This window comes from Curtobacterium sp. SL109 (assembly GCF_026672405.1).
In the GTDB taxonomy this organism is placed as follows: Bacteria; Actinomycetota; Actinomycetes; order Actinomycetales; family Microbacteriaceae; genus Curtobacterium.
Map to the genome: position 1 here is coordinate 2512968 of NZ_JAPPRB010000002.1, position 20483 is coordinate 2533450.

18 protein-coding genes and 1 pseudogene are annotated in these 20483 nt (G+C 70.7%); 9 read left to right on the forward strand and 10 right to left on the reverse strand.

The genetic code is table 11. The features are described from left to right. The first annotated feature begins 30 nt into the window (after positions 1–30). Entirely contained in the window at positions 31–1587 is a 1557-nt protein-coding gene (locus OVA28_RS13475) for a stealth conserved region 3 domain-containing protein (protein WP_268097329.1), read from the forward strand. 743 nt (positions 1588–2330) lie between these two features. Here OVA28_RS13475 and OVA28_RS13480 read toward each other — a convergent pair. The 5 genes from OVA28_RS13480 to ctaE form a co-directional block, all read right to left on the reverse strand. Next, positions 2331–3290 (reverse strand): phosphodiesterase, encoded by a 960-nt coding sequence (locus OVA28_RS13480; protein WP_268097330.1) that lies wholly within the window; start codon positions 3288–3290, stop codon positions 2331–2333. 200 nt (positions 3291–3490) lie between these two features. Next, on the reverse strand, positions 3491–5179 hold the full coding sequence (qcrB, locus tag OVA28_RS13485; protein ID WP_268097331.1) for a cytochrome bc1 complex cytochrome b subunit: 1689 nt from the start codon (positions 5177–5179) through the stop codon (positions 3491–3493). Then, positions 5179–6243 carry a cytochrome bc1 complex Rieske iron-sulfur subunit gene (gene qcrA, locus OVA28_RS13490; protein ID WP_194660874.1) on the reverse strand — a complete coding sequence of 355 codons (1065 nt, stop codon included), beginning with the start codon at positions 6241–6243 and terminating at the stop codon, positions 5179–5181. The genes qcrB and qcrA overlap by 1 nt, the downstream gene beginning before the upstream one ends. Positions 6244–6276: 33 nt before the next feature. Then, complete coding sequence (gene qcrC, locus OVA28_RS13495) at positions 6277–7089, reverse strand: cytochrome bc1 complex diheme cytochrome c subunit (protein WP_194660873.1); 813 nt, start codon at positions 7087–7089, stop codon at positions 6277–6279. Between the two features lie 21 nt (positions 7090–7110). After that, positions 7111–7749, reverse strand: coding sequence for an aa3-type cytochrome oxidase subunit III (gene ctaE / locus OVA28_RS13500; protein WP_194660872.1), 639 nt, complete (start codon positions 7747–7749; stop codon positions 7111–7113). 71 nt (positions 7750–7820) lie between these two features. Between ctaE and trpD the strand changes: the two genes are divergently transcribed. Further along, on the forward strand, positions 7821–8867 hold the full coding sequence (gene trpD, locus OVA28_RS13505; protein WP_268097332.1) for an anthranilate phosphoribosyltransferase: 1047 nt from the start codon (positions 7821–7823) through the stop codon (positions 8865–8867). 85 nt (positions 8868–8952) lie between these two features. Here the strand turns inward: trpD and glpK are convergent, their stop codons facing one another. Together glpK and OVA28_RS13515 are read right to left on the reverse strand one after the other, a co-directional pair. Further along, positions 8953–10464, reverse strand: a complete 1512-nt coding sequence (gene glpK / locus OVA28_RS13510) for a glycerol kinase GlpK (RefSeq protein ID WP_268097333.1) — start codon at positions 10462–10464, stop codon at positions 8953–8955. Positions 10465–10540: 76 nt separating this feature from the next. Further along, positions 10541–11266: an MIP/aquaporin family protein gene (locus tag OVA28_RS13515; RefSeq protein WP_194660869.1), complete on the reverse strand. Its 726-nt coding sequence runs from the start codon at positions 11264–11266 to the stop codon at positions 10541–10543. Positions 11267–11573: 307 nt separating this feature from the next. Here OVA28_RS13515 and dhaK point away from each other — a divergent pair, with 307 nt between their 5' ends. The 3 genes and pseudogenes from dhaK to dhaM all read left to right on the forward strand — a co-directional run bounded on the left by dhaK (position 11574) and on the right by dhaM (position 14009). Continuing rightward, complete coding sequence (gene dhaK, locus OVA28_RS13520; RefSeq protein ID WP_268097334.1) at positions 11574–12575, forward strand: dihydroxyacetone kinase subunit DhaK; 1002 nt, start codon at positions 11574–11576, stop codon at positions 12573–12575. 89 nt (positions 12576–12664) lie between these two features. Then, a pseudogene (gene dhaL, locus OVA28_RS13525) lies at positions 12665–13290 on the forward strand (dihydroxyacetone kinase subunit DhaL). Beyond that, positions 13287–14009: a dihydroxyacetone kinase phosphoryl donor subunit DhaM gene (gene dhaM / locus OVA28_RS13530; RefSeq protein WP_268097335.1), complete on the forward strand. Its 723-nt coding sequence runs from the start codon at positions 13287–13289 to the stop codon at positions 14007–14009. Before dhaL ends, dhaM begins: the two are co-directional and overlap by 4 nt. 55 nt (positions 14010–14064) lie before the next feature. Here the strand turns inward: dhaM and OVA28_RS13535 are convergent, their stop codons facing one another. After that, complete coding sequence (locus OVA28_RS13535; RefSeq protein ID WP_268097336.1) at positions 14065–14628, reverse strand: TetR/AcrR family transcriptional regulator C-terminal domain-containing protein; 564 nt, start codon at positions 14626–14628, stop codon at positions 14065–14067. Between the two features lie 30 nt (positions 14629–14658). On the opposite strand from OVA28_RS13535, the gene OVA28_RS13540 reads away from it, so the two are divergent. Beyond that, positions 14659–15915: a beta-ketoacyl-[acyl-carrier-protein] synthase family protein gene (locus OVA28_RS13540; RefSeq protein WP_268097337.1), complete on the forward strand. Its 1257-nt coding sequence runs from the start codon at positions 14659–14661 to the stop codon at positions 15913–15915. 61 nt (positions 15916–15976) lie between these two features. On the opposite strand, the gene OVA28_RS13545 is transcribed toward OVA28_RS13540, so the two are convergent. After that, entirely contained in the window at positions 15977–16810 is an 834-nt protein-coding gene (locus tag OVA28_RS13545; RefSeq protein WP_268097338.1) for a helix-turn-helix domain-containing protein, read from the reverse strand. Positions 16811–16911: 101 nt separating this feature from the next. Here OVA28_RS13545 and OVA28_RS13550 point away from each other — a divergent pair, with 101 nt between their 5' ends. Further along, complete coding sequence (locus OVA28_RS13550; RefSeq protein ID WP_268097339.1) at positions 16912–17592, forward strand: SDR family NAD(P)-dependent oxidoreductase; 681 nt, start codon at positions 16912–16914, stop codon at positions 17590–17592. A 137-nt stretch (positions 17593–17729) separates the two neighbouring features. Here OVA28_RS13550 and OVA28_RS13555 read toward each other — a convergent pair whose 3' ends face one another. Then, positions 17730–18359 carry a copper resistance protein CopC gene (locus OVA28_RS13555; RefSeq protein WP_268097340.1) on the reverse strand — a complete coding sequence of 210 codons (630 nt, stop codon included), beginning with the start codon at positions 18357–18359 and terminating at the stop codon, positions 17730–17732. 169 nt (positions 18360–18528) lie between these two features. On the opposite strand from OVA28_RS13555, the gene OVA28_RS13560 reads away from it, so the two are divergent. Both OVA28_RS13560 and OVA28_RS13565 read left to right on the forward strand, forming a co-directional pair. Beyond that, a complete protein-coding gene (locus OVA28_RS13560; RefSeq protein ID WP_268097341.1) occupies positions 18529–19563 on the forward strand; it encodes an alcohol dehydrogenase catalytic domain-containing protein in 1035 nt (344 codons plus the stop codon). Then, positions 19560–20414, forward strand: a complete 855-nt coding sequence (locus OVA28_RS13565) for a pentapeptide repeat-containing protein (protein WP_268097342.1) — start codon at positions 19560–19562, stop codon at positions 20412–20414. The genes OVA28_RS13560 and OVA28_RS13565 overlap by 4 nt, the downstream gene beginning before the upstream one ends. Positions 20415–20483: the final 69 nt, after the last annotated feature.

Here is a 20483-nt window from a genome sequence, read left to right on the forward strand (position 1 = left end):
GGTCCCGACCGCACGACCAGAAGGGCATGGATGAGCAACGAGACCGAGCCGGTGACCGAGAGTCCTCTGCTGCACCCTCGACCGTCCTCCGGCGGTCTCGACCGGTCCGACGTCGTCCTCCGCAAAGGGCGCTTCACCCTGCTGAACGGGCACCTCACGCCGCAGCAGTCGATGATCGACGACCTGCTCTTCCTCGACGACGCGCTCACCGCCGGCGAAGTGGACCACCTGCTCATCCGCGGGAACGACCAGCGCCCGGTGATCGCCCTCGACGAGCGTGACCGGCAGCGTGCTGAGTCAGCCGTGATGGACGCCGCCGTGGGGGAGCCCTTCTACGCCAAGCCCCCGGGCAAGCCGGCGGTCCTGGTCGTCGACGACGGCCTCGGCCCGGTCGACGAGACGGTCCTCCGCGTGTTCCGCCCCCGGCTCGAACCCATCGGACGGCTCCGCTACGGCGCCGAGACCAGCGTGCAGATGGAGTTCTGGCGGGTGACGGACACCGAGGTCCTCGCCCCCGTCGAGAACGCCCTGATGCGTCGCAGCCTGCCGATCGAGGAGTTCGTCCTCGTCGACATCGAGCGCTACGGGCGCACGTGGCAGACCGTCGAGCACATGTTCGACGACCACGTCTCCGACATCCGCTTCCCGATCGACATCGTGTTCTCGTGGGTCGACGGCAACGCGATCGAGTACCAGCGCGCCCGTCAGGCAGCGCAGTCCTCCGCCGTGCTCGGTGAGGGCGACGACGCCCCCGCCCGCTTCCGGCAGATCAACGAGCTCAAGTACGCCCTGCGCTCGGTCTACATGTACGCGCCGTGGGTGCGGACGATCTACATCGCGACCGACTCCCCGGCTCCGGCCTGGCTCGCCGAGCACCCCCGCGTCCGCATCGTCCGGAGCGAGGAGTTCTTCGCCGACCCCTCGGTGCTCCCGACGCACAACTCGCAGGCCGTCGAGTCGCAGCTGCACCACATCCCGGGCATCAGCGAGCACTTCATCTACTCGAACGACGACATGTTCTTCGGGCGACCGGTCGACCCCTCGGTGTTCTTCAGCCCAGGCTCGGTGACGAAGTTCCTGCTCGCCGACACCCGCATCGGCCTCGGGTCGAACAACCCGCGGCGCAGCGGCTTCGAGAACTCCGCGCGGGTCAACCGTCGCCTCCTGCAGCAGCGCTTCGGGGCCGTCACCACGCGTCACCTCGAGCACGCGCCGACACCGCTCCGTGCCAGCATCATGACGGAGATGGAGCACGAGTTCGCGGACGAGTTCCGCGCCACCGCGGCCTCCCGCTTCCGTGCCGCCGAGAACATCTCGGTGACGAACTCCCTGTACCACTACTACGCGCTGCTCACGGGCCGGGCGATCGTGCAGGAGAACGTCCCCGTCGGCTACATCGACACGACCATGCTCTCCGGGCTCCGCGAGCTCGAGGACCTGCTCAAGAAGCGCAACGCCGACTTCTTCTGCCTGAACGACGGCAGCTTCCCCGAGGTCAGTGACGACGAGCGCACCACGCGTGTCACCGACTTCCTGGAGCGCTACTTCCCGTTCCCGGCGCCCTGGGAGCGCCCCGACGAGGCCTGACGCCCGCCGTCGCCCCTCGGTGAGATCGCACGTCGTGTCGCCTCCGGTCCGCCGGACCTGACACGGAGTGCGATCTCACCGGCCGGGGAGCGCTCGCACGCGCTCGGCGTCGCGAGCGGTCACGACGTCCCGCTCAGGTCCGCCGAGCGGTCACCGACTGTCGTCTGCGCCGCCGGGCACCGACGACGTGTGACCACTCGGCGCCGCGCCCTGGTTCCTCGTCTGTCCCCGCTGAGATCGCACTTCCTGTCGCCTCCGTTCCGCCGGACCCGACACGGAGTGCGATCTCGTCGCCGGAGGGCGCCCGCGTTCGGCCGGGAGGCCCGTGCCGAGTCCGCAAGACCCGGCCGCGTCCGCTTGTCGTGACCGGTCATGACACCCCGCTCACGTCCGCCGAGCGGTCACCCGTTGTCGTCCGCGCCGCCGGGCACCGACGAAGTGTGACCACTCGGCGCCGCACCCCGGGTCCCCGTCTGGCCCCGGTGATATCCCACTTCGCGTCGCCTCCGGTCCGCCGGACCCGACACGGAGTGCGATCTCACTGCCAGTCGGAGGGGACACCGTCCGATGCACTCGACGGCGCGACCGGTCACGACATCCCGCTCACGTCCGCCGGGCGGCCACCGGTTGTCGTCTGCGCCGCTGGCAACCGACGACGAGTGACCACTCGGCGCTGTGGGAGCGACGGAGTGCGACCGGTCGAGACGACGCCCCAGGCAGGGTCGGCACGAGGGCCGGGCGGGTCAGCGGCGGATGGGGGAGACGGGGACCGCGTCGAGCGTGAACACCGGGATGCTCGACGTGACGGGGGCCGGCTCGACGGCAGCGGGGATCGTGACGCCGGCCGCGGCGAGACGGGCCTCGGTCTCCGCGGACGAGACCGGCTGTCCGACGGTGGAGTACGTCCCGATGGGCACCACCGAGTGCACGGCAGTGTGTCCGTACACGTGGACCAGGTTGAACGACTGCGCTCCGTCGCGACCACGGGTACCGCGCTGGAACTCGTTGAGGTCCTGCGTGTAGCACGTGGCACTGGCGACGGACACCGGGATCCCGGCGAACACGGCGTTGGTCGAGTAGTGCAGGTGCCCGGCGATGATCGTCAGGACGTCCGAGCCCTCGAGGACCTCGGCGAGGGCCTGTTGCTCGCGGAGCTCCACGAGGACCGTGAGGTCCTGCACGCTCGGCACGGGCGGGTGGTGCATGGCGAGCATGGTCCCGTGCGGTGCGGCCTCGGAGAGCACTTCGGCGAGCCAGTCGAGCTGCTCCGGCGTGACGACACCGTGGTGGGCTCCGGGGACGCTGGTGTCGAGCGTGATGACCCGGAGACCGTTCACGTCGTACACGAAGTCGACGGGTCGGTCGGTTGGCTGCAGCCCGAAGAGCTCCTGGCGGAAGGCGCCGCGCTCGTCGTGGTTGCCCATGGCCCAGATGACCTGGGCGCCGATGCGGTCCGCCGCCGGTTCGATGATCTGTCGGACACGGGCGTAGGCACCCGGTTCGCCCTTGTCGGCCACGTCACCAGTGACGACGATCGCTTCGGGTCGAGCGCCGGAGGCCTCGATCTCGTCGATGATCTGCGACAGCCGGGCTGCTGAGTCGACGGCTCCGTAGAGGTCGCCGTCGCCCGCGATGAGGTGGGTGTCGCTGAGGTGGAGCAGGAAGTGGTTCGGCCTGGGGTGTTCAGCCGTCCGGGCGTCCATCGGGTTCTCATTCCGTTGGTGGTTCCTCGGCAGAGGATCTCCCGCTGGGGGAGTGCACGGTGCAACACATTGCCACATCGTCCTGGAGCAGTCCAACACGTGACCTTGAATCGCAGGTGAACCCCAGACGGCGTGTTGTCGCCGGCAACGAAACAACCCCCACCACAGCGTGATGGGGGTTGTTCGTCGAACAGTGACGGCTAGTGTCCGCCTGCTCCGACCTGCGGGGCCTGGTGGCTGCCCTCGAGGTCGGGACCGTGGTGGGCCGCGTGTGCGGCTTCCAGCTCGGCCTTGGACACCGGGGCGATGCGGTCCTCGAAGAAGAAGCGCGTCATGCCGGCGCGGACCTTCTGCGCGGGGGTGATCTGACCCTTGGCGTTCGGGCGGATCATCAGCGGCTTGTACTCGTTGAACTGCAGCAGACGCCAGCGCTCGTACTCGTCGAGCTGCTCGTGGACCTCGATGTACTCACCGTGCGGGAGGCGGACGATGCGGCCCGACTCGTAGCCGTGGAGCACGATCTCGCGGTCCTTCTTCTGCAGTGCCAGGCACACGCGCTTGGTGATCCAGAAAGCGACGAACGGGCCGAGGACCGTCGTGGCCTGGATCACGTGGATCACGTGGTCGACCGAGACCATGAAGTGCGTCGCGATGATGTCCGAGCTCGCCGCTGCCCAGAGGCTGGCGTACAGCGTGATGCCGGCGGCACCGATCGCGGTGCGGGTCGGGGCGTTGCGGGGACGGTCGGCGATGTGGTGTTCGCGCTTGTCACCGGTGACCCAGGCCTCGAGGAACGGGTACAGGAAGATCGCCAGGATCAACGCGACCAGGACCCCGATGGGGACCAGCAGGTTGAAGGAGACCGTGTAGCCGAACCACAGGACTTCCCAGTGCGGCGGCACCAGTCGGAGCGCGCCGTCCGCGAAGCCGATGTACCAGTCAGGCTGGGTACCGGCGGACACGGGGGACGGGTCGTACGGGCCGTAGTTCCAGATCGGGTTGATCGTGAACAGCGTGGCGATGAGGGCGAGGATGCCCGCGACGATGAAGAAGAAGCCACCGGCCTTCGCGGCGAACGCCGGGAGGATCGGGACGCCCACGACGTTGTCGTTGGTCTTGCCGGGGCCCGCGTACTGCGTGTGCTTGTTGATCACGACGAGCACGAGGTGGACACCGAGGACCGCCACGAGGATCGCCGGCAGCAGCAGGATGTGGAGCGTGTACAGACGCCCGACGATCGCGGTCCCGGGGAACTCGCCGCCGAACAGGATGTAGCCGATCCAGACGCCGATGACCGGGACGCCCTCGATCATGCCGACGATGATGCGCAGACCGTTGCCGGAGAGCAGGTCGTCGGGGAGCGAGTAGCCCGTGAAGCCCTCGGCCATGGCCAGGACCCACAGCACGAAGCCGAAGACCCAGTTGAGCTCGCGGGGCTTGCGGAAGGCGCCGGTGAAGAACACGCGGGCCATGTGCAGCATCACGGAGGCGACGAAGAGCAGAGCCGACCAGTGGTGGATCTGCCGGACGAAGAGCCCGCCGCGGATGTCGAACGAGATGTCGAGCGTGGACTGCAGGGCCGTCGACATCGCGACGCCCTTGAGCGGGACGTAGGTGCCGTTGTAGACGACCTCGGCCATCGAGGCCTGGTAGAAGAACGTCAGGAACGTCCCCGACAGCAGGATGACGACGAAGCTGTACAGCGCGACCTCACCGAGCATGAAGCTCCAGTGGTCGGGGAAGATCTTGCGCCCGACCTCCTTCACCAGGCCGGAGATGCTGGTCCGCTCATCGATGTAGTTGGAGATCCCGCCGATGATGCGGGACCCGCGCTCCGGAGCCGGCTTGTTGCTGGTCTCCGGCGCTCGTGTCGTGGTTGTGGTTGTCATCAGCGTGCACGCTCCCAGAAGGACGGCCCGACGGGTTCATGGAAGTCGCTCTGCGCCACCAGGTAGCCGTCGTCGTCGATCGCGATAGGAAGTTGGGGGAGGGGACGGGCAGCCGGTCCGAAGATGACCTCGCAGTTGTTCGAGACATCGAAGGTCGACTGGTGGCAAGGGCACAGCAGGTGGTGCGTCTGCTGCTCGTAGAGCGCGACCGGGCATCCGACGTGGGTGCAGATCTTGGAGTACGCGACGATGCCGTCGTAGCCCCAGTTCTCGTGCCCCTTCGCCGGGTTGAGGTCCTTCGGGTCGAGGCGCATGAGCAGCACCGCGGCCTTCGCCTTCTCCTCGAGCATGTGCTCCTTGTCCAGGAGCCCATCGGGGATGACGTGGAAGACAGAGCCGATCGTGACGTCCGATGCCTTGATCGGGAGTCCGGTCGGGTCCTTCGTGAGACGAGTCCCCTTGGCCCACATGGTGTGGCGGAGGAGCTCGTTCGGGTCGGCGGCCGGTGCGAGGTCACGCACGAGCACGATGCCGGGGAGGGGGAACGCGACGAGCGCGCCGATCATCGAGTTGCGGATCAGCTTGCGACGGCTGAAGCCGGACTCCTTGTCGGCGAGCTGGAAGGCCTCTACGGCCTTGGCGCGCGTGGCGTCGGTCCCACGGGTGGGGTGGCGCTGCTCCGTGATCTCGCGGTCCGTGACGAGGGACTTGCCCCAGTAGACGGCGCCGATGCCCAGCGAGAGCAGGGCGAGGGAGATCGAGAGACCCAGGAAGAGGTTCGCGAGGCGGACCGTGCCGAAGTCGTCCGCGCTGATCGGGAACGCGATGTACGCGGCGATCGACAGGACGCTGCCGACGATCGACAGGTAGAAGAACGTCGCGACCTGGCGCTCGGCCAGGCGGGCCTTCTTCGGGTCGACGTCGGTGCGACGCGGACGGTGCGGCGGCTCGCCCGGGTTCTCGAACGGTTCCGCGGGGACGACCGCGGTCCCGCCGCCGACCGATGCCGCGTGCCTCTCGACAGCCGAGGACGAGTTCAGCGCCTCGTCGTCGTGCTCTGCCATGGTGTTCCCTTCAGTGTCGTGCGACACGGACGATCAGTTGGACTTCGCGGTCAGCCACACGGTCATCGCGACCACTGCGCCGAGTCCGAAGATCCAGATGAACAGACCCTCTGCCACCGGGCCGAGGGACCCGAGGGCGAACCCACCGGGGGACTTGTTGTCCTGCACGTACTTGAGGTACGTGATGATGTCGGCCTTCTGCTCCGGCGTGATGTTCAGGTCGTTGAACACCGGCATGTTCTGCGGGCCGGTCTGCATGGCCTCGTAGATGTGCTTGCCCGTGACCGTCTCGAGGTTCGGGGCGTACTTGCCCTCGGTCAGGGCGCCACCGGCACCGGCGACGTTGTGGCACATGGCGCAGTTGATGCGGAAGAGCTCGGCGCCCTCGGCTGCGTCACCGTCAGCACCGTTGGTGAGCGACTCGGACGGCACCGACGGGCCGGGGCCGAGGGAGGCGACGTACGCCGCCATCGCGTCGACCTGGTCGTTGGTGAACTGCTCGGGCTTCTCTTCGCCCTGGGGGCCCTGCTGCGCGAGCGGCATGCGGCCGGTGCCGACCTGGAAGTCGACCGACGCGGCGCCGACACCGATGAGCGAGGGGCCCTCGCTGGTGCCCTGTGCGGACAGGCCGTGGCACGTGGCGCAGTTGGACGCGAAGAGCTTCTCGCCCTCGTTCACCTGCGACTGGCTCGACGCGGCGACCGTGCTGACGTTGTCGTCGGCGCTGGCCGTCGAGCTGAACAGGGCGTACGCACCACCGGTGGTCATCAGACCCACGACGATGAGCGAGACGGTCGCCACGGGGGAGCGACGGCCCTTCTTCTTGGACTTGCTGCTGTTGAACATGCGCTTGGTGCTGTCCGTTTCCTACTTGAGAAGGTAAATGACGGCGAAGAGGCCGATCCAGACCACGTCGACGAAGTGCCAGTAGTACGACACGACGATGGCCGTGGTGGCCTCCTTGTGACCGAAGTTCTTGGCGGCGAAGCCACGACCGATCGTGAGGAGGAAGGCGATCAGGCCACCGGTGACGTGGAGGCCGTGGAAGCCGGTGGTGAAGTAGAAGGCGGAGCCGTAGGCGCTCGAGGAGAGCGTGATGCCCTCGTGCCAGAGGTTGGCGTACTCGAAGATCTGGCCGCAGACGAAGATCGCACCCATGCAGTACGTGACGAAGAACCACTCCGTCATGCCCCAGTCGGTCGGCTTCCAGCTGGTGCGGTGCACCTGGAAGCGCTCGGCCGCGAAGACGGCGAACTGGCACGCGAAGCTGGACAGCACCAGGATGATCGTGTTCACCGAGGCGAAGGGCACCTCGAGGTGCGCAGTCTCGGTGGCCCACAGCTGGGGCGAGGTGCTGCGCAGCGTGAAGTAGATCGCGAACAGGCCGGCGAAGAACATGACCTCGCTGCCCAGCCACACGATCGTCCCCACGGCAACGGGGTTCGGCCTGTTGAGGACCGTACCGCTGGCTGGTCTGGAGAGAGGGGTGCTTGTCACGTTCTCCATTATGGCCGAAACCACCGACAGTGTTTTGCCAGTCAACTGGCGGGTCGTTCGAAAACAGTACGATCGTCGGCATGTCTGACCTCCTGACCTGGCCCGTGGTGATCAGTGCGCTCATGGCGCGCGAGGACCTGAGCATCAGACAGTCCACATGGGCCATGGAGGAGATCGTCGCCGGGCGCGCCACCGACGCGCAGATCAGCGCCTTCGCGGTGGCCCTCCGCGCCAAGGGCGAGACGGTCGACGAGGTCGTCGGCTTCCGTGATGCGATCCTCGAGGCGGCGGTCCCGCTGGACGTCGACCCGATGGCGCTCGACATCGTCGGCACCGGCGGGGACGTCGTCGGGACGGTGAACGTCTCGACGATGGCGGCCGTCGTGATCGCCGCCGCCGGGGTCCCCGTGGTGAAGCACGGCAACCGGGCGTCGTCGTCCAAGAGCGGGTCGTCCGACGTGCTCGCGGCCCTGGGGCTCGACCTGACGATGGACGCCGAGCGCGTCGCCGAGACGTTCCGTCGTGTCGGCCTGACCTTCGCCTTCGCCAGCGCGTTCCACCCCGGGTTCGCCCACGCGGCCTCGGTCCGGCGGGAGATCGGCGTCCCGACGGTGTTCAACTTCCTCGGACCGCTCGTGAACCCCGCCAGATGCGAGGCCAACGCGGTCGGTGTCGCCCAGCTGGAGCTCGTGCCGATCATCACGGGCGTGTTCCAGACCCGCGGCGCGACGGCACTCGTGTTCCGTGGCGACGACGGCCTCGACGAGCTCACCACCACGGGGCACAGCCACATCTGGGAGGTCACCGGCGGCCGGGTCACCGAGCACGACCTCGACCCCCGCGACCTCGGCATCCCCCGCGCCCGGACCGAGGACCTGCTCGGCGGCGAGCCCAAGGTGAACGCCGCGATCGTCCGTCGGGTGCTCGCCGGCGAGACCGGCCCGGTCCGCGACATCGTGCTGCTGAACGCAGCCGCCGGCCTGGTCTCGTTCCGACTGGCACAGGACCCGGCCGAGTGGGACCGCCCGATCCTGCACCGCTTCCGCGAGCAGCTCCTGGTCGCGGCCGAGGCCGTCGACTCCGGCGCGGCCGAGCAGAAACTCGCCGACTGGGTCGGCGCCGCGTAGCGCGTACCGGACAACGCCGGGAGGCCCGGTGCCGGTCCCAGGGACCGGCACCGGGCCTCCAGGCCGTCAGTGCTGCTGTGCCGTGTTACTGGACGTCCTCGTCGACCCAGTCGAAGGTCTTCGTGACGGCCTTCTTCCAGAGGCGGAGCGTGCGCTCGCGCTCGGCGGCGTCGAGCTGCGGCTCCCAGCGGGAGTCCTCCTGCCAGTTGGCACGGAGCTCGTCGAGGTTGGCCCAGAAGCCGACCGCGAGGCCGGCGGCGTAGGCGGCACCGAGCGCGGTCGTCTCGGCGACGACCGGACGGACGACGGGCACGTTGAGGATGTCGGCCTGGAACTGCATGAGGGCGTTGTTCGCCGTCATGCCGCCGTCGACCTTGAGCTCGGTCAGGTCGACGCCGGAGTCGGCGTTGACCGCGTCGAGCACCTCGCGGGTCTGCAGCGCCGTCGCCTCGAGGGCCGCACGCGCGATGTGGCCCTTGTTGACGTAGCGGGTCAGGCCCACGATCGCGCCGCGGGCGTCGGGACGCCAGTACGGCGCGAAGAGCCCGGAGAACGCCGGCACGAAGTACACGCCGCCGTTGTCCTCGACGGTCTTGGCGAGGGCCTCGACCTCCGGCGCGCTCTGGATGAGGCCGAGGTTGTCGCGGAGCCACTGGATGAGCGAGCCCGTGACGGCGATCGAGCCCTCGAGGGCGTAGTGGGTCTCGCCGTCGCCGAGCTTGTAGCCGACGGTGGTGAGCAGCCCGTTCTCCGAGCGGACGATCTCCGTGCCCGTGTTGAAGATGAGGAAGTTGCCGGTGCCGTAGGTGTTCTTCGACTCGCCCTTGTCGAACGCGGCCTGCCCGAAGGTCGCGGCCTGCTGGTCGCCGAGGATGCCCGCGATCGGGACCTCGCGGAGCAGGCTCGAGGACTCGACGTGGCCGTAGACCTCGGAGGAGCTGACGATCTCGGGGAGCATCGACTTCGGCACCCCGAAGTCGGCGAGGATGTCGTCGCGCCACTGCAGCGTCTCGAGGTCCATGAACAGCGTGCGGGACGCGTTGGTGACGTCGGTCTTGTGGACGCCGCCGTCGGTGCCACCGGTCAGGTTCCAGAGGACCCAGGTGTCGGTGGTGCCGAAGAGCAGGTCGCCCGCCTCGGCCTTCTCACGCGCACCCTCGACGTTCTCGAGGATCCACATGATCTTCGTGCCGGCGAAGTACGTGGCCAGGGGCAGGCCGACGATCGACTTGTAGCGGTCGGTGTCACCGGCGGCCAGCCTGTCGACGAGTGCCTGCGTGCGGGTGTCCTGCCAGACGATCGCGTTGTAGACGGGCTTGCCGGTGGTCTTGTCCCAGACGACCGCGGTCTCGCGCTGGTTCGTGATGCCGACCGCCGCGACGTCGTGGCGGGTGATGTCGGCGCGGGACAGTGCCTGGCCGATGACCTCACGGGTGTTGTCCCAGATCTCGCTGGGGTCGTGCTCGACCCACCCGGCGCGCGGGAAGATCTGCTCGTGTTCCTTCTGACCGCTCGACACGATCGAGCCGGAGTGGTCGAAGACGATGGCGCGGGTGCTGGTCGTGCCCTGGTCGATGGCGACGATGTAGTCGGCCATGGGTGCTCCTTCTGGGTGGTCGGTGCTGCGCTCGGCCCCGGGTCGGGGTCGACCGTGGTGCTGGGAGGGGTCGGCGTCAGGCGACGACGGGGAGGAGTGCGTAGGACAGGCCGGCGGCGATCGCGCCACCGAGCAGCGGTCCGACGACCGGCACCCAGGCGTAGGCCCAGTCGCTCGAGCCCTTGCCCTTGATCGGCAGGAAGGCGTGCGCGATGCGCGGGCCGAGGTCACGTGCCGGGTTGATGGCGTAGCCGGTCGGGCCACCGAGGCTGACACCGATCGCGATCACGAGGAAGGCGACGGGGATGGCGCCGAGCTCCGACGGGGTCTTGCCGTTCGTGAAGGCGATCACCGTGAAGACGAGGACGAACGTGCCGATGATCTCGGTGACGAGGTTCCAGCCGTACGAGCGGATCGCGGGGCCGGTGGAGAACACGCCGAGCTTGGCGGCGGGGTCGGGCTCCTCGTCGAAGTGCTGCTTGTACGCGAGCCAGACGATGACGGCACCGATGACCGCACCGATCATCTGCGCGAGCCAGAAGAGCAGCATCGTGCCGACGGAGATGTTGCCGAGGATGGCCTGCGCGAGGCTGACCGCGGGGTTGAGCTGGCCGCCGGACTTGTACGACACCGTGACGCCGGCGAAGACCGCGAAGCCCCAGCCGATCGTGACCATGAGGAAGCCCGCGCCGAAGCCCTTCGACTTCTTGAGCGAGACGGCGGCGACGACGCCGCCACCCAGGATGATGAGCATCGCTGTGCCCACGAGCTCGGAAAGGAACTTGACGCCGATGTCGTCCATCGGTGACCTCCAACTGTGTTGGTTGGGGATGCCCGCTGGTGCTCGGCACTCCCCATCGAGTGATTGGGGCGAGCATACTGCCGGGTTTCCAGCCCACGGGGGGTCCTCGTGAGCCTTCGACAGAAAAGTGCACGAACGTGCACGAGGAGCGGGCGTCCGACCATCGACACCCCGGTTCCCGCCTGCCAGGCGGTGCACGGACGTGCACCCTCCGGGAACACCCGCCCGCTGTAGCCTGGCTCCACTCCGGACGACGTCGGCGGTGTGCAGGCCTCGTCCCGGTCCCGACCCGAGGAGTCCTCCCGCCATGAAGAAGCTCATCAACGACCCGCACGACGTCGTCACCGAGACCGTCCGCGGGTTCGCCGCGGCCCACGCCGGACACGTCGTGCTGGTCGAGGACCCGGTCCACCTGCACCGCGCGGACGCCCCGGTGGCGGGCAAGGTCGCGCTGGTGAGCGGTGGCGGCAGCGGGCACGAGCCCCTCCACGCCGGCTTCCTCGGCTTCGGCATGCTCGACGCCGCGGTGCCCGGGCCGATGTTCACGAGCCCGACGCCGGACCCCGTCGTCGCCGCGACCAAGGCCGTCGACGGCGGCGCGGGTGTGCTCCACATCGTGAAGAACTACACGGGAGACGTCCTGAACTTCGAGACCGCGGCCGAGCTCGCCGAGATGGACGGCATCCGCGTGGAGACCGTCGTGGTCGACGACGACGTGGCCGTGCAGGACTCGCTCTACACGGCCGGTCGGCGCGGGGTCGCCGGCACCGTCGTCGTGGAGAAGTGTGCCGGAGCCGCTGCGCAGCGCGGGGACGACCTCGACGCGGTCGCGGCCGTCGCCCGGCACGTCAACGACGTCACGCGGTCGATGGGCCTGGCGCTCGCACCGGGGACCGTGCCGCACGCGGGGGAGCCGTCCTTCACGCTGGCCGACGACGAGGTCGAGCTCGGCATCGGGATCCACGGGGAGCCCGGTCGGGAGCGCATCGCGATGGCGCCGGCCGACGAACTCGTCGACCGGGTCCTCGAGCCCGTCCTCACCGACCTGGACCTGGCGGCCGGGTCGCGCCTGCTCCTGTTCGTGAACGGCATGGGCGGCACGCCGCTCTCCGAGCTCTACATCGCCTACCGACGCGCCGCCGAGGTGCTCTCCGATCGCGGCCACGAGGTCGCGCGTAGCCTGGTCGGCAACTACGTCACGTCCCTCGAGATGCAGGGCTTCTCGATCACCGTCACGGTGCTCGACGACGACCTGCTCACCCTCTGGGACGCACCGGTGGAGACCCCGGCACTGCGCTGGGGTCGCTGACACCCGACCGGCCGGCACCCCCGGCCGCCGAACCGGTCACGCCCGGCCCGCACGCAGGGCCGAGCGTGACCCCGCAGGAAGGAACGACATTGGCGCTCGACACCGCATGGGCCACCGACTGGGTCCGACGCACCGCCGCGACGATCGACGAGCACCGGGCGGAGCTCGTCACGCTCGACCGGGAGATCGGCGACGGTGACCACGGCGAGAACCTCGACCGCGGGTTCCGCGCCGTGCTCGAGGCCGTCGAGTCCGGTACGTTCGACACCCCCGGCGCCGTCTTCAAGACCGTCGCGACGAAGCTCATCTCCACCGTGGGCGGCGCCGCCGGCCCGCTGTTCGGCACGGCGTACCTCAAGGCGGCCCAGGCGGCCGGCGACGCCACCGAGCTCGACGCCGACACGCTCGTGCAGGTGCTCGCCGCGGCCCGCGACGGCGTCGTCTCCCGCGGCAAGGCCGCGGTCGGCGACAAGACGATGATCGACGCGTGGACCCCGGCGGTCGACGCCGCCACCACGGCAGCGCAGGCGGGGAGTCCCCGGAACGCGTCCTCGAGGCCGCCGCCGACGCCGCACGCAGCGGGGCCGAGGCCACCGAGCCGCTCGTCGCCCGCAAGGGCCGCGCGAGCTACCTCGGCGAACGCGCCGTCGGGCACCGGGACCCCGGGGCGCAGTCGACGGCCTACATCCTGCGCGCCGCGGTGGACGCGGCGTGAGCGTCGGCATCCTGGTCGTCTCGCACAGCGCGGCGATCGCCTCCGGCACCGTCGAGCTCGCCCGGCAGATGGCCGCCGACGTCCAGCTCGTCGCCGCGGGCGGCACCGACGACGGCGGGATCGGCACGTCCTTCGACGCCATCACCGCCGGCATCGAGGAACTCGCCTCCGCCGACGCGGTCGTCGTCCTGTGCGACCTCGGGTCCGCCTACCTGACCACCGACACCGCGCTCGACTTCCTCGACGACGACGTCCGCGCACGAGTCCACGTGTCCGACGCCCCCGTCGTCGAGGGCACGGTCGCCGCGGCGGTCGCCGCCCAGACCGGCGGCGACGTCGACGCGGTGCTCGCAGCCGCTCGCTCGGCCGCAGCGTCCGAGGCGGACGCGGGGGGAGCCTCCCGGCCGGACGGCGACCAGCCTGGAGGCCCGGTGCCGGACACCGGAGCCGGCCCCGCTGACGACGTGGCCGCGTCCGCCACCGTGCAGCTGGTCAACGAGACCGGCCTGCATGCCCGCCCCGCGGCGGAGTTCGTGAAGACGGCCGCGAAGTACGAGGCGGCCGTCCGCGTCAACGGCGTCGACGCGAAGAGCCTGCTCGGGATCATGGCCCTCGCCCTGCCGAAGGGCGCGACCGTGTCGATCGAGGCGACGGGCGCCGACGCCCAGGACGCCGTCGACGCGCTCGAAGCCCTGGTCCGGTCCGGCTTCGGCGAGTGAGCCCGACGAGCCACTGAGACCGGCCCACCACTGAGTGCTCGCGTCGCCGCGGTCGTCAGCCCCGGATGCTGACGGTCGCGGCGACGTCCACGTCCGAGGGGCCACCGACCGCCCCGGCCGTGGCGAACAGGACGGCACCGAACACGGCGCTCCAGAACGTCCTGGCGTCCCGTGCGACCCCGCGTTCGCTCGTCCAGCCGTGGTCCGCGACGACCCGCTCGAGCCAGCGCTCCGACTGGCGGAACAGCACGGCGAGCAGGGTGCTCGTGCGCTCCCGCAGCGCGGCGTCGCCCTGCGCCAGCCCGAGGGCGGTCACGAGGAGGCCCGTCGACGGCATCGCGAGGGCGGTCCGGGCGAGGACGTCGCGGAAGCCCTCGGACGTCGACGCCCGTCGTCCCGCCGCCTGCAGCCGGGTGGTGTCGCGGAGGAACCGGACGAAGGCGGCGTCCACCACGAGCCGGTCCTTCGAGCCGAAGTGGTGCGTGATCTGGTTCGGGTAGACCCCGGCTGACCGCGCGACCTCGCTGACCGTCAGGGTGCGGGGGTTCCGGTCGGCCAGGAGGTCTGCCGCCGTCTGGAGGATCCGAGCGCGCGTCGCCGTGCCACGTGGTGTTGCCATGGCCGAATTGTACGTGATACAACTCAACTTGTGCAGCATACAAACAGCGACAGCAGCGACATCGTCATCACCGGGTACGGCGCGGTCTCACCGTTCGGGCACGGGGTCGACCCGCTCTGGGACGCCCTGGTGGCCGGCCGGTCCGGTGTGCACGAGCTCGGTCGCGACGGCGACCTGTGGGCCCGGGTGCCGATCCGCGTCGGGGCCGACGCCGCCCTCGACGCCGAGGGGGCGCTCGGCCGGGTGCGGGCTGCCCGGCTCGACCGGAGTCAGCAGCTGGCACTCGTCGCGTCGGGGGAGGCCTGGGCGGACGCCGGGTTCGCCGGAGCCGCGACCGGGCTCGACCCGGAGCGGCTCGCCGTCGTCGTCGGGACGGGCATCGGCGGCATCGAGACGCTGCTGGACGCACACGACGAACTCGGTCGGAGCGGGGCCCGCCGGGTGTCACCGCGGACGGTGCCGATGCTCATGGCGAACGGGGCCGCGGCGCAGATCAGCATCGAGGTCGACGCCCGGGCGGGGGCGTACACGACGGTGTCGGCGTGCGCGTCGGGCGCCGAGGCGATCGCGATGGGTGCGCGACTCATCCGCTCCGGCGAGGCCGACGTCGTCATCGCCGGAGGCACGGAGGCGGCGGTCACCCCGGTGACGATGGCCGCGTTCGCCCAGTCCCAGGCACTCGCGAAGCCGGAGGGCGAGGACCCGACCACGCTCTCGCGGCCGTTCGACCTGAGCCGCCGCGGGTTCGTGCTCGGCGAGGGAGCCGGGATCGTCGTGCTCGAACGGGCCGACCACGCCGCTGCCCGTCGCGCCCGGGTGCACGCTCGGCTGGCCGGGTGGGGGATCACCTCGGACGCGTTCCACATCACCGCGCCGCGCGCCGACGGTTCGGGGCAGGGGCGGGCGATGACGCAGGCGCTCCGGATGGCTGGGCTCACCGGCGCGGACGTCGACCACGTCAACGCGCACGCGACGAGCACCCCGCTCGGCGATGCGAGCGAGGCAGCCGCGATCGCCCGGGTCGTCGGCCGCGACGCCGTGGTCACCGCCCCGAAGAGCGCGATCGGGCACATGTTCGGCGCGGCCGGTGCGGTCGAGACGATCCTGACCGTGAAGGCGCTCGAGACCGGGACCGTGCCGGCGACGCTGAACCTGGAGCACCTCGACCCGGCGATCGACCTCGACGTCGTGTCCGGTGCCGCGCGTCGGACGCCGCTCCGTGCGGCGCTGAACAACTCGTTCGGCTTCGGCGGGCAGAACGCGTCGCTGGCGCTGCTCGCGGTGTGAGCGGTCCGGTCGTTCGGCCGACTCGCGGTGTGCGCGGTCCGGACGTCCGGCCTGCTCGCGGTCAGCGCGGCGCGAGGTCCTGCAGTCCCGTGACCCGCAGCAGGTCGAGCGTCGTCGCTGCCTCGGAGCCGGGCACCACCGTGTAGACGACGATCCGCAGGTCTCCGCCCGGCACGGTCATCACGTCGCAGTCGACCTCGATCGGCCCGGCCGCGGTGTGGACCGTCTTCCGGCTCGCCCGGTGTTCGGCCACCCGGGCCGTGTCCCAGCGGCGGGCGAACTCGAGCGACTCGGCGCGGAGCCGTGCGACCAGGTCGGCGAGGGCGCGGTCGCCCGGGTAGCGCCCGTACGCGGTGCGGAGGTCGGCGACGAGGTCGCTGGAGAACTCCTCGGCGTGCTCGTCGTCGTAGTCCACGTTGTGCTGCCCGACCATGAAGTGCCGCCAGACGAGGTTGCGCTCGAGCCCGACCAGGCGCTCCGGGTTGCCGTTCATCGCCGCCCAGAGGTCGTTCCACAGCAGGATGTCGTGCGTCGCGGTGAACACCGCGAGCGGGACGTCCCCGAGCCGGTCGACGATCCGCTGCACGCCGGGGGTGATGTGCCGCGGGACGACGTTCCGCGACGGCGGGGCGGCGTCGGCGACGCGGAACAGGTGGTCGCGCTCCTCCGTGGTCAGGCGCAGTGCCGTCGCGAGGGCGCCGAGCAGCTGCGGCGACGGGTTCACCGACCGGCCCTGCTCGAGCCGGACGACGTAGTCGCCGCTCACCCCCGCGAGTGCCGCGAGTTCCTCGCGTCGGAGCCCGGGCGTCCGGCGTCCGGCGCCGGCGGGCAGCCCGACCTCCTCCGGCCGGACCCGGTCCCGCCACGACCGCAGCACGTTCGCGAACTCGCTCATGTCCCCATCCTCGCCTGTCCGTGACCGTCCGGGGTGGTACTCGGAGTCCCACCGTCGAGCGGCACCTGGGAGTCCGGTGGCGGAGGGGACAGGCTGGGCACATGACCACCACACTCATCACCGGGGCCAACCGCAGCCTCGGACTCGAGACCGTCCGCCGCCTGATCGAGGCCGGCCACACCGTGTACGCCGGCATGCGCGACCCGTCCACCGGCGACGACGCCCGCGCACTCGGTGCCCACGTCGTCCAGCTCGACGTCACCGACCAGTCCAGTGTCGACAGCGCGATCGCGTCGATCCCCGAGCTCGACGTGCTCGTGAACAACGCCGGGGTGCTCGGCGCCTCGTTCGGCGTCGACGACCTCGACGCCGCCGTCATGACCGGCGTGCTCGACACGAACGTCGTCGGCATCGTCCGTGTCACCCAGGCGGCACTCCCGCTGCTGCAGGCGTCGTCGAACCCCGTCGTCGTGAACGTCGCCTCCGGGGTCGGCTTCACCCGCTGGCTCTCGACGCCCGGGCACGACGAGTACCCCGTGCCGTCGATCCCGTACGCCGCGTCGAAGGCCGCGGTGATCGCCCTCACCGTCCAGTACGCCAAGAACCTGCCGACGTTCCGGGTGAACGCGAGCGACCCCGGCTACACGGCGACGGAGTTCAACGGCTTCGGCGGGCACCAGACGATCACCGAGGGCACGGACGCCACGGTCATGCTCGCCACGCTCGGCGCCGACGGACCGACGGGCGAGTTCCACGACCGGCGCGGTCGCATCGAGTACTGAGGCGGACGGACGGTCCCGTTCTGGGACCGGCGTCGCCGACGCCACCACCTGACGGACGGGAGGCCCGGTGCCGGCTGGCACCGGGCCTCCCGTCCGTCATGGTGGCGCGCCGACCGTCGTCGGGTCGACCGGGCGGGTCAGTCTTCGGTGGGTGCGCGGCGTCGGCGAGCCACCGCCAGGACCGCGACCAGGCCGGCGACGAGGACGGCGCCCGCACCCAGCCAGAGTGCGGCTCCACCGGCGCCGGAACCGGCGTCGCTCGCTGCCGGGGTGGCGGAAGGGGTCAGCTCGACCGTCGCGCTGGTCTCGGTGGGTTCGTCGGAGGGTGCGGTCGGCGTCGCCGACGCGGACGGCCCCTGCGTGGGGGCAGGGAGCGCGACCGTGAAGCCGAGTTCGCCGGTGACCGGGTGGCCGTCGGGGGAGACGTAGCGCCAGAGGACCGTGTACGCGCCGTCGGCCAGGTCGACGGTGCGGGACATCGTCGTGCCGTCGACAGTGACGTCGCCCGACGCCCGGTCCGTGCCGGCGGCGTCGCGGACCTCGATGCGGAGGCCGGCGTCGAGCCCGGTGAGCGGCGCCTCGGAGAAGGTCAGGCCGACTCGGTCGATCGGCGTCGTGATCGTCTGCCCGTCGGTCGGGTCGCTCGACACGAGGGCCGAGTGCGCCTGGGCCGGAGCAGCCGAGGCCAGGCCAGCGAGACCGGTCAGGGCGACGACGATCGCGACGAGGGACATCCGGGCGCTGCGACGGATCGCGGTGGAGGACATCCGCCGATCCTACGAGAGGTCGTCTGACCGGGCGGTCGTCTGACGGGCCGGTCGTCTGACCGGGCGGTCGTCTGACGGGCCGGTCGTCTGACCGGGCGGTCGTCTGACGGGTCGGTCGTGTGACCGGTCGATCGTCTCGGGGAAGTCCGCCTGCTGGCAGGATGACGGGATGCGCGCAGTCATGTACCGGGAGTTCGGGGACACCCCGCAGATCGTCGACGTCGAGCGGCCGGTGTGCCCGCCACACGGCGTGGTGGTGCGCGTCGCCGCGACCGGGGTCTGCCGGAGCGACTGGCACGCCTGGCGGGGTCACGACGACTCCGTGACGCTGCCGCACGTCCCGGGACACGAGTTCGCCGGGGTCGTCGTCGAGGCCGGGTCCGACGTGACCCAGCACCGGGTCGGGGACCGGGTCACCGCGCCCTTCGTCTTCGCGTGCGGGGCGTGTGACGAGTGCCTCGCCGGCGCGACCCAGGTGTGCACGCGTCAGCAGCAGCCCGGGTTCACGCTGCCGGGGTCGTTCGCCGAGGAGCTCGTCGTGCCGCAGGCCGACGTCAACCTCGTGGCGCTGCCCGACGGCATCGGGTTCGCCGAGGCGGCCGGGCTCGGCTGCCGCTTCGGGACGGCGTACCACGCGCTGCACGCCCGAGGGCGGCTCCGGGCCGGGGAGCACGTCGCCGTGTTCGGGTGCGGCGGTGTCGGGCTGTCGACGATCATCGTCGCGGTCGCCGCCGGCGCACACGTGGTCGCCGTGGACGTCTCGCCCGCGGCGCTCGAGCGGGCGGCCGCACTCGGCGCGGAGAGCGTGGCGTCCGGACCCGACGCCGTCGGTGAGGTCCGACGACGCACGAACGGGGGAGCGCACGTGACCGTGGACGCCTTCGGGAGCCGGGCGACCTCCGTCGCCGCGGTCGGGTCGCTGCGGCCGCGCGGACGGCACGTGCAGGTCGGGCTGCTCCTCGGCGACGAAGCGACACCGGCGATCCCGATGGGGCGGGCGATCAGCGAGGAGCTCGAACTGCTCGGCAGTCACGGCATCGCCGTGGGGGAGTACGCGGCCATGCTCGACGACGTCGTGGCCGGTCGGCTGCGTCCGGACGCCACGATCGGTCGGACGATCGGGTTCGACGACCTGCCCGAGGCCCTGGTGGCGATGGACCTGCCAGCCACCGGGTCGGGCATGACCGTCGCGGTGTTCGGGTGACCGGAGCCGGGCGGACGCGCATCGAGCTCGGTCGCCGTGAGGACCTCGGTGCCGACTGCGCGAACTGCTTCGGGCTGTGCTGCGTCGCCCTCGCCTTCACGAAGTCCGCGGACTTCCCGTTCGACAAGGACGCGGGGGAGCCCTGCACGAACCTCGACGGTGCCGACGGGTGCCGCATCCACCCGCACCTGCGGGAGCGCGGCTTCAAGGGCTGCACCGTCTTCGACTGCTTCGGCGCCGGGCAGAAGGTGTCGCGGCAGACGTTCGCCGGACGATCGTGGCGCGACGACGACGCCACCCGCACGGCGATGTTCGGGACGTTCCCGATCGTCCGCCGGCTGCACGAACTGCTGTGGTACCTCGACGAGGCGATCGACCTGGTCACGGGTGCCGTCGACCCTGCTCCGTGGGTAACGGCGTTCGAGCACGTCCGGGTGCTGAGCGACGGGACGCCCTCGGCACTGGCCGAGCTCGACGTCGATGCCGAGTACGACGCGGCCCGGGCGCTGCTCGTGCGTGCGAGCGACATCGCCCGACAGGACGTCGCCACCATCCGGCAACCGCGGTCCCAGCGAGCGCTCGAGCCGGGCGCCGACCTGATCGGCGCTCGGCTCCGCGGGCGTGACCTCAGCGGGGTGACACTGCGGGGGAGCATCGCCATCGCCGCCGACCTCCGTGACGCTCGACTGCACCGCTGCGACCTGCTCGGAGTCGACCTGCGCGACGCCGATCTGTCCGGCGCGGACCTGACCGAGGCGATCTACCTGACGCAGATGCAGGTGAACAGCGCGCAGGGCGACGCCGGGACGCTCCTGCCGACGGGGTTCGAGCGGCCGACGCACTGGTCCTGAACGATCGCTGCCCGCGGGAATGTCCTGCGCGCTCCCGTGTTGGCCTCTCGGTACCCCCTGGGGGTATCA

What these genes read in the sequence shown, in the direction of transcription:
- OVA28_RS13475 (WP_268097329.1), top strand. Translation starts at nt 31, where the DNA reads ATGAGCAACGAGACCGAGCCGGTGACCGAGAGTCCTCTGCTGCACCCT.
- OVA28_RS13480 (WP_268097330.1), bottom strand. Translation starts at nt 3,290, where the DNA reads ATGGACGCCCGGACGGCTGAACACCCCAGGCCGAACCACTTCCTGCTC.
- qcrB (WP_268097331.1), bottom strand. Translation starts at nt 5,179, where the DNA reads ATGACAACCACAACCACGACACGAGCGCCGGAGACCAGCAACAAGCCG.
- qcrA (WP_194660874.1), bottom strand. Translation starts at nt 6,243, where the DNA reads ATGGCAGAGCACGACGACGAGGCGCTGAACTCGTCCTCGGCTGTCGAG.
- qcrC (WP_194660873.1), bottom strand. Translation starts at nt 7,089, where the DNA reads ATGTTCAACAGCAGCAAGTCCAAGAAGAAGGGCCGTCGCTCCCCCGTG.
- ctaE (WP_194660872.1), bottom strand. Translation starts at nt 7,749, where the DNA reads ATGGAGAACGTGACAAGCACCCCTCTCTCCAGACCAGCCAGCGGTACG.
- trpD (WP_268097332.1), top strand. Translation starts at nt 7,821, where the DNA reads ATGTCTGACCTCCTGACCTGGCCCGTGGTGATCAGTGCGCTCATGGCG.
- glpK (WP_268097333.1), bottom strand. Translation starts at nt 10,464, where the DNA reads ATGGCCGACTACATCGTCGCCATCGACCAGGGCACGACCAGCACCCGC.
- OVA28_RS13515 (WP_194660869.1), bottom strand. Translation starts at nt 11,266, where the DNA reads ATGGACGACATCGGCGTCAAGTTCCTTTCCGAGCTCGTGGGCACAGCG.
- dhaK (WP_268097334.1), top strand. Translation starts at nt 11,574, where the DNA reads ATGAAGAAGCTCATCAACGACCCGCACGACGTCGTCACCGAGACCGTC.
- OVA28_RS13535 (WP_268097336.1), bottom strand. Translation starts at nt 14,628, where the DNA reads ATGGCAACACCACGTGGCACGGCGACGCGCGCTCGGATCCTCCAGACG.
- OVA28_RS13545 (WP_268097338.1), bottom strand. Translation starts at nt 16,810, where the DNA reads ATGAGCGAGTTCGCGAACGTGCTGCGGTCGTGGCGGGACCGGGTCCGG.
- OVA28_RS13550 (WP_268097339.1), top strand. Translation starts at nt 16,912, where the DNA reads ATGACCACCACACTCATCACCGGGGCCAACCGCAGCCTCGGACTCGAG.
- OVA28_RS13555 (WP_268097340.1), bottom strand. Translation starts at nt 18,359, where the DNA reads ATGTCCTCCACCGCGATCCGTCGCAGCGCCCGGATGTCCCTCGTCGCG.
- OVA28_RS13560 (WP_268097341.1), top strand. Translation starts at nt 18,529, where the DNA reads ATGCGCGCAGTCATGTACCGGGAGTTCGGGGACACCCCGCAGATCGTC.